General features: G+C 40.6%; 10 protein-coding genes. 6 read left to right on the forward strand and 4 right to left on the reverse strand.

Features of this window, described 5'->3' with window-relative positions:
- The first annotated feature begins 7 nt into the window (after window positions 1-7).
- The 4 genes from M472_RS23615 to M472_RS23635 all read left to right on the forward strand — a co-directional run bounded on the left by M472_RS23615 (window position 8) and on the right by M472_RS23635 (window position 6,074).
- Window positions 8-2,128 carry a carboxy terminal-processing peptidase gene (locus M472_RS23615; protein ID WP_144062604.1) on the forward strand — a complete coding sequence of 707 codons (2,121 nt, stop codon included), beginning with the start codon at window positions 8-10 and terminating at the stop codon, window positions 2,126-2,128.
- Window positions 2,129-2,469: 341 nt separating this feature from the next.
- Window positions 2,470-3,960, forward strand: coding sequence for a hypothetical protein (locus tag M472_RS23625; protein ID WP_021068271.1), 1,491 nt, complete (start codon window positions 2,470-2,472; stop codon window positions 3,958-3,960).
- A 29-nt stretch (window positions 3,961-3,989) separates the two neighbouring features.
- Window positions 3,990-5,093: a hypothetical protein gene (locus M472_RS23630; RefSeq protein ID WP_144062605.1), complete on the forward strand. Its 1,104-nt coding sequence runs from the start codon at window positions 3,990-3,992 to the stop codon at window positions 5,091-5,093.
- 93 nt (window positions 5,094-5,186) lie between these two features.
- Entirely contained in the window at window positions 5,187-6,074 is an 888-nt protein-coding gene (locus M472_RS23635; RefSeq protein WP_021068273.1) for a T9SS C-terminal target domain-containing protein, read from the forward strand.
- A 284-nt stretch (window positions 6,075-6,358) separates the two neighbouring features.
- Here M472_RS23635 and pgi read toward each other — a convergent pair whose 3' ends face one another.
- Window positions 6,359-8,008 carry a glucose-6-phosphate isomerase gene (gene pgi, locus M472_RS23640; RefSeq protein WP_021068274.1) on the reverse strand — a complete coding sequence of 550 codons (1,650 nt, stop codon included), beginning with the start codon at window positions 8,006-8,008 and terminating at the stop codon, window positions 6,359-6,361.
- A gap of 132 nt (window positions 8,009-8,140) precedes the next feature.
- Here pgi and prfB point away from each other — a divergent pair.
- Window positions 8,141-9,224 (forward strand): peptide chain release factor 2 gene (gene prfB, locus M472_RS23645; protein WP_144062606.1). Its coding sequence is split into 2 segments (ribosomal slippage): window positions 8,141-8,200 and window positions 8,202-9,224, totalling 1,083 coding nucleotides; the frame shifts between segments, so codons are not numbered across the junction.
- Between the two features lie 15 nt (window positions 9,225-9,239).
- Here the strand turns inward: prfB and dcd are convergent.
- Window positions 9,240-9,776, reverse strand: coding sequence for a dCTP deaminase (dcd, locus tag M472_RS23650; RefSeq protein WP_021068276.1), 537 nt, complete (start codon window positions 9,774-9,776; stop codon window positions 9,240-9,242).
- A 157-nt stretch (window positions 9,777-9,933) separates the two neighbouring features.
- Here dcd and M472_RS23655 point away from each other — a divergent pair, with 157 nt between their 5' ends.
- The gene (locus M472_RS23655) at window positions 9,934-10,572 is read left to right on the forward strand and encodes a 4'-phosphopantetheinyl transferase family protein (protein WP_021068277.1); all 639 of its coding nucleotides are present in this window, start codon (window positions 9,934-9,936) and stop codon (window positions 10,570-10,572) included.
- A 2-nt stretch (window positions 10,573-10,574) separates the two neighbouring features.
- On the opposite strand, the gene M472_RS23660 is transcribed toward M472_RS23655, so the two are convergent.
- Window positions 10,575-11,624: an AI-2E family transporter gene (locus M472_RS23660; RefSeq protein ID WP_021068278.1), complete on the reverse strand. Its 1,050-nt coding sequence runs from the start codon at window positions 11,622-11,624 to the stop codon at window positions 10,575-10,577.
- Between the two features lie 31 nt (window positions 11,625-11,655).
- Window positions 11,656-12,432, reverse strand: a complete 777-nt coding sequence (locus M472_RS23665; RefSeq protein WP_021068279.1) for an enoyl-CoA hydratase-related protein — start codon at window positions 12,430-12,432, stop codon at window positions 11,656-11,658.
- Window positions 12,433-12,435 lie beyond the last annotated feature (3 nt).

Raw genomic sequence — 12,435 nt, forward strand, 5'->3', positions numbered from 1 at the left:
AATCTATATGTTTAGAAATTTAATAATTGGATTAGCATTGATTTCAGTTGTAGCCTGCGGTTCAAAACCACGCGTACAGCTCGAAGAAGGGGGGATCAAGATCAAACCAACCTTGCAGCATGAGGTTATTGCAAAAGAAGTGGTTGGTATATTAGAGAACTTTAGTTATAAAAAAGTCGGAGCCAGTGATTCGCTTTCCAATATCGTTTTCAACAACTTGATAAAAATGATCGACCAGGGCAAAAATTACCTGCTCCAGTCTGATATTGAAGACATTAACAAATACAAAAACACCATTAGTCAAGACATGAAAAAAGGGGATCTTTCTGCTCCCTTCTATATTTTCAACATTTACTCCCAGCGCTACCTAGATGCTATGGAGTATGCACTGACTCAGGTAGATGTTGTCCATAATTTTGACAAAGACGAAAACTATACCAATAATCGGGAAAAACTGAACTGGTTTAAGTCCGACGCAGAACTCAAAGATCAGTGGCGTAAAAGGGTAAAGCTAGACCTCTTGAATCTTAAAATGACGACTGCGGATGGGAAAAACGAAGATGACAAACACAAAGAGACACTTCGCAAACGATACAATAATTTGATTTCTCAAGCAAAGAAAACGAATGCCAATGATGCATTCCAACTGATCATGTCCTCATTTACAGATGCCATCGACCCTCACACCACCTACTACAACCCTTCGTTTGCACAAGCATTCAATGAAGGCATGTCCAACACCTTGGAAGGAATAGGAGCACGTCTACAAATGGAAAATGAAATGGTCACCATTAAAGAGATCATTGCAGGTGGTCCAGCATTCAAAGAAAAAACCTTAAAAATGGATGACCGTATTATCGCTGTAGCTCAGGGCAATGATGGTGAGTTTGAAGATATCGTAGGCTGGAGACTAGATGCTGCAGTAGCAAAGATCAAAGGCTCTAAAGGTACGATCGTACGTTTAAAAATCCTTCCTGCAGGACAAGATATATCGGCCCAACCGACTATTGTAAAGTTGACCCGAGAAAAAATCGTCTTGGAAGAAGAATCTGCTAAAAAAAGTATTAAAACCGTAAAAGGAGATGATGGCAAAGATTACCGCATCGGGGTCATCAACCTACCTAAATTCTATATTGATTTCGAAGGATATCGTAAAGGAGATCCAAATTACAAAAGCACGACACGTGATGTTCGTTTGATATTAGATTCTCTACGTAAAGAGAATGTAGATGCTGTAGTTTTAGATTTACGCAACAACGGAGGAGGCTCCCTACAGGAGGCTATCGAACTTACAGGGCTATTCATCGACAAGGGTCCTGTTGTACAAGTGCGTAGCACAAACAACCGTGTAGAAGTTGAACAAGACAAAGATCCTGGTGCTATATGGACAGGTCCATTCGGTGTAATCATCAACCGCTTCTCAGCTTCAGCCTCAGAAATTTTTGCAGGCGCAATCCAAGATTATGGTCGGGGGATTATTCTAGGCTCCACGTCTTACGGAAAAGGAACCGTACAATCCGCGGTACAAATGTCCCGCTTTATCAGCCCTACAAATAAGTTGTTATTAAAAGCTGCAGGCGCTGACAAAGATGCAGACACGCCAACAGGCGCTCCCGAATTTGGGCAGATCAATGTTACTATTGGCAAGTTTTACCGTGTTAACGGAAGTAGTACACAACATAAAGGAGTCGATGCTGATGTCACATTTCCTACCCAATATGGAGCGGAAAAGTTCGGCGAAAGCTCAGAACCAGCAGCTCTTCCTTGGGATCAGATCAAAGGCACGACATTTAACAAGCTTGCAGACCTGAAAGGCACAACCAAACAACTTCAGGATATCCATATGAAACGTATGGAAAAATCTCCAGAGTATAAGTTCTTATTAGAAGATATCGAAGAATTCAACAAATCTGACTCTATAGCGCAGATCAGCCTGAATCAAGAAAAACTCAAGAAAGAACGTGATGCCAACAAGGTAAAAAACAGAGCGCGTATCAACAAATTATTGGAAATACACAACATGCCACTTTGGAAAGAGGGACAGCCACAGCCAAAAGTCGAATTTGATTTCATATTGGACGAGAGCATGAAAGTGATGAAGGATTATGTACAACTTGTAAAAAAATAAAGTTAAATCTCATTTATAGCGAAAAGGGCATTTTCTGAAAATGCCCTTTTTTTATCGTGTTCTTCTCAACATAACAAATCCATATGACTAAACCCGCTACAACTACTAGCCAAGTAAATATTGCATCATCTACAATTATATATTTTATTTTTTTAAAAAAAATATATACTTTTGACAAGGAAAGAAGGTTCCAAAAGGCAAACAATGAGCATTCCTAGGCACCTATATGAAAAACGTATATTATTAACTACTTCGTTTATTTTTTGAAGAGCGATATGCAAAGAGTGCGCATATGTAATAACTACATGATTATACTTACTTTGCTATTATACGGGCCCCAGATGGGGCGTGGGCAAACAAGAGCGTATTTGACTGGAGCTGTAAACCCTAGCAGCAATAGCGGAATATACAACAGCGGCCTGTTAGGCACTGGCGGGGCTAAATTAGATAATCCTGAACATGCTGCCAACGCAACAGAAAATACATATGCATCCTTAAGAGCAGAGAAGGTGATTGCGTTAGGTTTACCTCTAGGACAAGGTGATGTGAGACTCCATATAAGAAATACAGGTAACAATCATCTACAAATCAATAAGCCAGTTTATTTTAAGCTGAAGGAAAAACCAACAACACAAGGTCTTTCTATTGACTTGGGTACTTTATTAGGACTCGTCGAAGGGGTTTCAATAAAAGGTGAATTATTTGCTGGTGCTACCAACCCTACTTCAGGCATTTTTCCCAACCCTAATTTTGGTACACCTCTGCCAAACACGAAAGATCAACTCTTGATAGATAAACATGGTGAATACTATCTATCGGTCATTCCGCCAATGGGACAGACATTTAACGCCGCTCGTCTAAGTGTAGAAATGCCAAATACTGTTCTTACGGTGGTAGATATATCATCTACTACACTTAGAGTATACAACGTATTTCAACTTGAAACAGGAACAGTTTGTGATCTTAAACCAATATTCACCGATCCAGGAGAACAAAGTGGCCTCAATGTTAATTTATCTGCTATAAAACTATTGAATCTTGGTAAAATTCTAACTAATCCATCAAACGCTATTGATGACGATAAAACCTCGTTTTCAGCATTAACCCCTGGATTATTATCTGTTGGCAACTACGTTTCACAAACTTTCTTTTTCAATCATTTAGCAACTGCTATTGACAAGGTGAGGTTTAGAGTGTCATTACCAGTAGGCTTGTTGAATGTTGCTCTATTAAATAGCATTAGCTTTCAGGCATACGATGTTGAATCATCAGTTGGATCGCCAATCCAATTAAGTGAAGATATTCTTGGATTAGACTTGTTGGGTATTCCTGTATTAGGTGATAATTATACCATTCCTATGGAGTTTACTATTAGACCAAATCAGAGGTTTGATAGAATAAAAGTCAGATTTAATACAACATTGGACATTGGAGGTGGCATTTTAGCCGGAAGTTTGAGAATCCACGATGTTTCTCTTGCTCCCTCTGCACCAGAAGTTTCAGGAATGGAATCCGCTCAACCTAAAAACACCACTATATGCGAAGGAGATCAAGCAAAGTTCTCAGTTATTGCTGTCCAAACAGGAGACAGAACACTAACCTACCAGTGGCAATATTTAAATGAAAAAACTTGGTCAGATATCTCTGGAGCGAATTTACAGGAAGTAACATTGCCTAATGTGTCATTAAGCGATGATGGAAGAAGGTACAGAGTAGCAATTACCGGAGGGAATCAAAGTTGTCCGCAAACAATTTACTCCGCTGATGCTGTGCTCAATGTTACTCCCAAGCTAGGCAAACCGCACGTTACTATAACAAATGTAATAAACTAAGACATTACCAAACTTCAAAAATAACCCCTATGAAAACAATGAAAATGATTAAAACAGGGCTAGTGGCTTTGTTTTTATCGACAACAGGTAGCACCTTTGGACAAACAAACAACGGAACAATTGATAAAGGCCCGTTAAAGGTTGGCCCGACATCTCCACACGGAGCTACTGAAAGAGAAACATTATTAGGATTAAGTGGTAACGCTTCAAATGCAAATTTCACTAATCAAACAAAAAAACAATATGAGGAAGCAAATGCTGTACTTTTCTATAACCCAAATAACCCTGGCTCGGGATTGACGCTCGTTGCTAGTAGACAGGAAGATTTTACTGGAATTACGCCGGCGCCGACGAGAGCGGCACAGGATTTTACGCATTATCGTTGGACATATATGGGACAGGATAATAGTGTAATAAAAGATGGAACAACTTATAATGCAGAACTTAATGCAACAGAAGGTTGGCTGAAAGAATATTTAGCTACAAATGACAACAAACTTTCTGTTACAGGCTTAACACAAGGCTATCATTATTTCAAAGTGCAGGGATATATTGTTCCAGCTGGAACTACTCTAAATGAAACCTGTATGCAATACTCAGAAACATTTGTAGTATTCGTTCTTCCGCAATTAACAGTTGATGCCAAGCGTGCTGATGGAGGAAAGGGTGTCTTACAATATTGTGAGACAGAAGCTTCAGACCAAGACAATGTGGAGCTCCAAGCAGATATTAAATATGATGGGTATACTGGCTCTCCTACTTTAGAAAGCTTCGAATTAAAATATACTTGGTATTCTGTAAAAGCGGATGCTAGAGGAAATTACTCTACCATTGATGCCACCAAAGTTGATCTTGCAGGAGCTGAACAACGAGCAAGCAATGATGTTACAAGTATAAGTAATAGCTTCTCTCCTAGCATAGCAGAAGTGGGAAAATATAAATTTTTTGTGGAAGTAGAATACACAGTAAAAGAAAGGACTTATGATGGGGCTGAAACATCTAATGCTCGTAAACGTACTTATGCACTTTACCGTGGATGGGTCGGTGGGACTGATCAAAATAGCGCGACCGAAGTATTTGTTACTCCTGCTCCAGGTAAACCACACATTACTATTGAAGCTGTTCAAGATTAATACTGCACTTCAATTCTAATTTACTATATGCATCGTCTGTCCTTAATCCTAAACATTTTGATACTGCTATTTTTAGCAGCATCAAAATGCCTTATGGCACAACAAGGACAGACCCTGCGTATTATAAAAGGTAAAAAAGTAACCCTGCGTGCAGATGCCACACATGCGGCCTCCTTCATCTGGTTCAAAAATGGTGAACCTATAAATGGTTCGCATGACCAGCGTATTATCGTGACTGATGCCGCTATATATACCGTTATTGCTCTCGGTGAAGACTGCAACTCCGATATTTCCGATCCGGTTGAAATCATCTTCGACCCTACAGAAGAAGAAAAGCTAGTCGACATCGAGATCCGTAATCTTCCCGACAAGACAACTATATGGAAAGATCAATCCTTCAACCAACAGCTACTAGTGCTGAATAACAGTGACAACACCGCCAATGAACTGATTGTTGAATTCGAAATCCCCAAGCAGTTAGTCTATGTGGATGCTTTGTCTGTTCTAGGCACCTCCATTTCTTTCGATAACCAAAGAGGTCGGTTAGTTTGGAAAATCGATGAGCTCAAAGCTCACGCAGCCCTTAGCCAATGGATACAACTAAAAGGTGTGCAGGCTGGTGAAGCCATAACTATAACTAAGGTAAGCGCTAAGCAAAAGGAAGGTAACCTCAACAACAACCAATCACACGCTACTATAAAAATAGTCAATTTCTTTATCCCCAATGTTTTTACTCCGAATGGTGATGGCAAAAATGACACCTTCGAGATTATTGGTCTTGAATTGTTCAAAACAGCTGAATTACGCGTTTTTAACCGATTCGGGTTCGAAGTATATTACGCTCAAAACTACAGAAATAATTGGAACGGGCAGGGATTGAATGATGGAACTTACTTCTATTACCTAAAATTTGAAGATGAAACTAGGCAAACCCACATCAACAAAGGATACGTGACCATACTTCGCGATCGATATTATTAACCTCTCTAAGCGAATCACACTGACAACACATGGCTTCTGACAGAAAGCCAGATGGCATTAGAGTCTTATTGAAATTAGCTAAAAGTAGCTGTTAAAACAAAAGAGAGAACTAGCTTAAAGAATCAGTATATACCAATAAGTTTAAAACAAAAGCTCCAACGCTAACACTTATCACTGGAAAGACATATTCAGGGCTTACCGCCTAACATAACTACTTACGCTGGGTTATGGAAAGGCTTGGACGAAAAATCCACCGAGGCCCTTTAAAATTAATTTATATAAAACTAATCCCTCCAACTCTTATATTGGTTAATAAGCCCGTTGGTTGAACTGTCGTGACTAGACACTTCTTCGTCCGATTTCAATTCAGGAAGAATCGTATTCGCAAGTTGCTTACCCAACTCCACTCCCCACTGGTCAAAGCTGTAGATATTCCAAATAACTCCCTGTACAAAAATTTTATGCTCATAAAGAGCGATCAGAGTGCCTAAAGAACGTGGTGTGATCTTCTTCAATAGGAAAGAATTCGTTGGTCTATTCCCTTCGAAAACTTTATAGTTCTTCAACGCTTCTATGGCTTCCTTATCCATACCTGTTTTCTCAAGCTCGGCCACGACTTGGTCTTCCGACTTTCCATTCATGAGAGCTTCCGTCTGCGCGAAGAAGTTTGATAATAGCAACTGATGATGGTTACCTATAGGATTATGCGAAATCGCAGGCGCAATAAAGTCACAAGGAATTAGTTTCGTCCCTTGATGTATCAGCTGGTAGAAAGCATGTTGTCCATTAGTCCCCGGTTCTCCCCAAATAATAGGCCCCGTCTGATATTCAACCCGATTACCGTTACGATCGACATATTTCCCATTACTCTCCATATCACCCTGTTGAAAATAAGCGGCAAAGCGGTGCAGATACTGGTCATAAGGGAGGATAGCATGGCTCTCTGCATCGAAGAAATTATTATACCAAACACCCAAAAGACCTAAAACTACTGGAATATTCTGTTCGAAATCAGTATTTTTAAAGTGTTCGTCGGCCACATAGGCTCCTTCCAAAAGATGTTCAAAGTTTTCAAAACCTATTCCCAATGAAATCGACAAACCAATAGCAGACCATAACGAATAACGTCCACCTACCCAATCCCAAAACTCAAACATATTGGCTGTATCAATCCCAAAGGCAGCTACTCCCGATGAATTGGTACTCAGTGCTGCAAAGTGCTTGGCGACATCCCCCTCTTTCGCCCCAGATTTCAGAAACCATGCTTTGGCAGACATCGCATTGGCCATAGTCTCTTGTGTGGTAAATGTCTTGGAAGCAATCAAGAATAAAGTTGTCTCTGGATTCAATCCCTTCAAAGTCTCTGCCATATGCGTACCATCAACATTAGAAACAAAATGGATATCAAGCCTTGTTTTATAAGCTTTTAAAGCCTCCGTCACCATTACTGGTCCCAGATCAGATCCTCCAATACCAATATTAACGACATCGGTGATCTCCAGCCCCGTATACCCACGCCATTCTCCAGAGAGAATTCGATTGGTAAAGTCTTTCATATGAGCCAATACCGCGTTCACTTTGGGCATCACATCTTCACCTTCAACCAAAACAGGACGGCCAGACTTGTTCCGCAATGCCGTGTGTAACACCTCACGTCCTTCCGTTACGTTTATCTTTTCTCCGCCAAACATAGCCTTAATAGCCTCCTCCAGGTTACACTCCTTAGCTAGCTGGACCAACAAAGCCATAGTACGCTCATTCACCCTATTTTTAGAATAATCCAAAAGGATGTCCTCTAAGCGAAGAGAAAACTTGGTGAACCGTTGTGAATCCGCGCCAAATAAATCCCGTAATGTATATTCATTAATAGATATATAATGATCCGCCAGATATTTGTAGGCCTGTGTCTGAGTAAAGTTGATTTTCGGGAACATAAGTCTGCTTTTTTTGTTACTCCCAAACTTAGATAAAATGGCTCTAATTCTCGAATACAGAATTGCTTTTTTTTAATTACACACCCTCCATTAATCCTTAACCATTAACAATTAATCCTTACCTTTGAATCTATGACCAGAGAACAAATTCAGGACTTGAGGGATAGAGTAACTTCCCTAAGGAGGCATCTTTGACATCGATGTCAAAAAAGCAGAAATAACAGATGCCACAGAAATAACATTACAACCAACTTTTTGGGATCACCCAAAGGAAGCAGAAAAAGTGCTTCACGGGATTAAAAACCTAAAAATATGGACAGACCATTTTGACCAAGTCTTGGCTTCTGTCGAAGACCTCGGCATTATGTTTGAATTCTTCCAAGCGGGTGATGCCAGCGAACAAGACGTACAAGAACAATATGAGATCGCATTAAACAATGTCGAGGAACTCGAGTTCAAGAACATGTTAAGTGCAGACGAAGACCAATTGGATGCCATTCTACAGATTACCGCTGGTGCTGGTGGAACCGAATCCTGCGACTGGGCCGCTATGTTGATGCGTATGTACATTATGTGGGGAGAAAAACACGGCTGCAAAGTCACAGAGCAAGACTATCAGGAAGGTGATGTAGCGGGTATAAAAACCGTAACATTGCAGTTTTCCGGCAACTTCGCCTATGGATATCTCAAGGGAGAAAATGGCGTACATCGGCTAGTCCGGATCTCACCCTTTGACTCCAATGCCAAACGCCACACTTCGTTTGCCTCCGTGTATGTCTATCCTCTTGTTGATGACAACATCGAGATCGACGTAAAAGACTCTGAGATAGAATGGGACACGTTCCGGGCAGGCGGAGCCGGAGGACAGAATGTCAACAAAGTGGAAACAGCGGTAAGATTACACCACAAACCAACAGGCATCATCATCAAAAATCAAGAGTCCAGATCGCAGCTACAAAATAAAGAGAACGCTTTTCGTTTACTAAAATCTCAACTCTATGAAATAGAAATGCGAAAACGTCAAGAAGCAACCGCTGCTATCGAAGGCTCGAAGAAAAAAATAGAATGGGGATCGCAGATACGCAACTACGTACTACATCCCTACAAGCTCATTAAAGATCTACGCACCAATACAGAGACATCCAATACACAGGCTGTACTCGATGGTGACCTTGATGAATTCCTAAAAGCTTATTTGATGGAATTTGGAGGATAAAGATGCGGAAGGATGCTAAAAAGCATTCTTCCACATCATACTTTCCACAGGACGGATCGTCTTATTGTTATACTTAGCATTACCTTTGCTATTGTAGAATGTTTCTATATCTCCCTCTACAACAAAGTAAATCAGCTGCCCTATAGGCATTCCCGCATAAACGCGGACAGGCTGTGCAACCGAGATCTCTAACGTCCACGTATTGCAAAAACCCACATCACCTTTTCCCGCGGTAGCATGTATGTCGATTCCAAGGCGGCCCGTACTTGACTTACCCTCCAAAAAAGGCACATGCCCATGCGTTTCTGTATATTCTATAGTAACCCCTAGATACAGGGTGCCCGGCTCTAGGACATATCCCTCTTCGGGGATCTCAAAATGAGTAATCTCATTATGCTTTTTCGCATCCAGCACCGTGTCTTTATAAGTTGCCAAATACTTGCCCAGATGTACATCGTACGAGTTTGTACCCAAACATTTACGATCAAAAGGTTCGATAACGATGGTTCCGTTTTCGATTTCCTCTAATATTCTTTTATCCGATAATATCATATAGAATTGTCAAACAGTCAGGATTACCGACTGGACACCAAAAATACGGTATTGCCTGACATCTAGCAAGTTTTTTCCGATAGACTTTTACAAGAAGACTCTTGCTCTTTATTTTTTTACTTCCTACTTTTGATTTCTAACCCCTAATTTTTAAAATATGGCTTTGGTATATCTCCGTGAATTAGACAGTGCGACAAAGTTTGCAATATGGAAAATTGAGGAATCCGCCGAGGAGCTATTAAGCAAATTGCAGCTGGATGACAATGAAAAGGAACGCCTCCGCAATTTAAGTAAAGGAAAAAGAACACTACACTGGTTAGCCACGCGTGTATTATTGCGTTACCTTTTACAAACCGATGAATATATACATTGTCCCTCAGACTCAAACGGCAAACCCTATCTGCCAGATTATCCGTACAAAGTTTCACTGACGCATTCCTTCGACTATGCAGGAGTCATGCTCAGTACCAAAGGCGAGTGCGGCATGGACCTCGAAATTGTAAAAGACAAGGTACTCCGTATAAAAGAGAAATTTTTAAAACCAAACGAACTGACCTTCATCAGTACAGAGCAGGAAATCTTACAGCTATACGCTTGCTGGTGCGCAAAAGAAGCAGTCTACAAGCTTCAGGGCAATAAAGGAGTATCCTTTTTGCACGATATGACAATACGCCCGTTCAATTATAAAGCACAAGGGGTAATGACCCTTGATTTACATAAAGACGGTAAGACATCTACCTTTCAGGTATATTACGAACAGTTTCAAAATTATATGTTAGGGTACGCTGTAGGATAGGATTACTCTAATCTTTCTTCCAGTATCTTCTTCTGCAGAGATAATCGCTTATTGGCCTTATATATTCTTACAGCAATCAGAAAATAGGCCAGTAGCAAAGGGCCGTATACCAAGCCCATAATACCAAATAAAGGAATACCAATAATAACACCTACAATCGTAATAATAGGATGGATATCCCCAACCCTCTTCGCAATAATCAGACGCAGCACATTATCAATATTGATAACCAACCCAAATCCCCACACCAGCATGCCGACCCCTTGCCAGGCGGCTCCCTGAGACCATAAAACCGCAGCCGCCGGAACAAAGATCAATGGTGGTCCTAACAGTGGAATAAACGACAGGATGGCACAAATTACACCCCAAAATAAACCATCTTTAACACCAAAAATATAAAAACCTATAGCTAGACAAATCCCCTGTACAATAGCAATAAAAGTCTGACCTATAATGTTAGAATAAGTAATATTCTTTAATTCTTCACCAAAGACAGTGGCACTAGCATCATCAAATGGCAGATAATGTATTAAGCTGCTCTCAAATCCCTTGTAATTCACAAATAAGAAATAAAGTAAGAAATACATGACCGATATCTCCAAAAAAGCATTAGCCGCCCCACCAATAATAGCCGTCAACATCCCTCCAAAATAGGCCGCACTCTCTTGAATTTGTTCTTTCAAGAAATCAGGTTTCCCCAATTTATCACCCGCAAATGTATTGATCGCATTAATAATATCATTGATCCAAGCGGGATTCCGTTGCAATTCAAGCGCTTTATTGACCAACATCGTCCCGATCCCAACAAAAGGAAGAACAATAATAAAAACGGATAGTATTATTACGACCACTGAAGATAATGGCTTCGGCCATTTCCATCGCTCAATCAAAAATATATTCAAGTTACGGAACAGGGTATACATCACCATCGTACCCAATATCGCACCAAAAATACCCTTCATGGCATATAAAATAATCGCACCCAATACGAGTATGATTATTAAAATGATAATATTCCTCTCCTTCTGCGAAAAAACGTCTTTACCAATCATTATTCTATTCTTTACCGCAAATAATACCTTCCTAAAAATTAGGTTTTCTTTTTTCTAAAAATGCTTGAATACCTTCCTTCGCTTCGTCGGTATCGAACGAAGCTCCAAAAAGTGCTATCTCCTGCTGAAACCCAATTTGCGGCTCTGCTAAACCTGTATTTACAGCCTTGATCACCTTTGCAATCGCTTTGGGAGAACGTAGATACGTACGTTCCAGTAATGTAAAACATTTTTTGAGAAGCTCTGATTCTTCCGCCACATAATTGACCAATCCATAATTCAGCGCCTCTTCTGCTCCGATCATATCTCCCGTCATAATCATTTCAAGGGCTCTCCCCTTTCCAACAAGCTGTGGTAATCGTTGTGTACCGCCATATCCCGGTATCAACCCAAGAGATACCTCTGGAAGTCCTAGCTTAGCACGGGGACTGGCAATACGTATATGAGCAGCTAGCGCCAGTTCAAGCCCCCCTCCAAGTGCAAAGCCATTAATAGCAGCCACAATCGGTTTCGAATAATCAGCAATCTTATTCATTACCTTTTCTTGCCCTTTCGCAGCCAGCTGTACCGCTTGAGATCCGTCCATTCCAACGAATTCCTGGATATCCGCACCGGCAATAAAAGCCTTATCGCCAGCTCCCGTAATCACAATTCCCCGTACATTGTCTTCTCCTGCCAAGCCATCCAAGGCATCGCTCAAATCCGAAAGCGTCTCGGCATTAAGCGCATTAAGCTTGGAAGCCCTGTTTATCGTAATAATTGCTGTATGTCCTTCCTTCTCTACTACAATTGTATTGTAAGTTACCATAAT

The sequence above is a fragment of the Sphingobacterium paucimobilis HER1398 genome (genome assembly GCF_000416985.1).
GTDB classification, from domain to species: Bacteria; Bacteroidota; Bacteroidia; order Sphingobacteriales; family Sphingobacteriaceae; genus Sphingobacterium; species Sphingobacterium paucimobilis.

Coding starts and splice junctions, on each gene's coding strand:
- M472_RS23615 (WP_144062604.1), top strand. CDS start 8: ATGTTTAGAAATTTAATAATTGGATTAGCATTGATTTCAGTTGTAGCC.
- M472_RS23625 (WP_021068271.1), top strand. CDS start 2,470: ATGGGGCGTGGGCAAACAAGAGCGTATTTGACTGGAGCTGTAAACCCT.
- M472_RS23630 (WP_144062605.1), top strand. CDS start 3,990: ATGAAAACAATGAAAATGATTAAAACAGGGCTAGTGGCTTTGTTTTTA.
- M472_RS23635 (WP_021068273.1), top strand. CDS start 5,187: ATGGCACAACAAGGACAGACCCTGCGTATTATAAAAGGTAAAAAAGTA.
- pgi (WP_021068274.1), bottom strand. CDS start 8,008: ATGTTCCCGAAAATCAACTTTACTCAGACACAGGCCTACAAATATCTG.
- dcd (WP_021068276.1), bottom strand. CDS start 9,776: ATGATATTATCGGATAAAAGAATATTAGAGGAAATCGAAAACGGAACC.
- M472_RS23655 (WP_021068277.1), top strand. CDS start 9,934: ATGGCTTTGGTATATCTCCGTGAATTAGACAGTGCGACAAAGTTTGCA.
- M472_RS23660 (WP_021068278.1), bottom strand. CDS start 11,624: ATGATTGGTAAAGACGTTTTTTCGCAGAAGGAGAGGAATATTATCATT.
- M472_RS23665 (WP_021068279.1), bottom strand. CDS start 12,432: ATGGTAACTTACAATACAATTGTAGTAGAGAAGGAAGGACATACAGCA.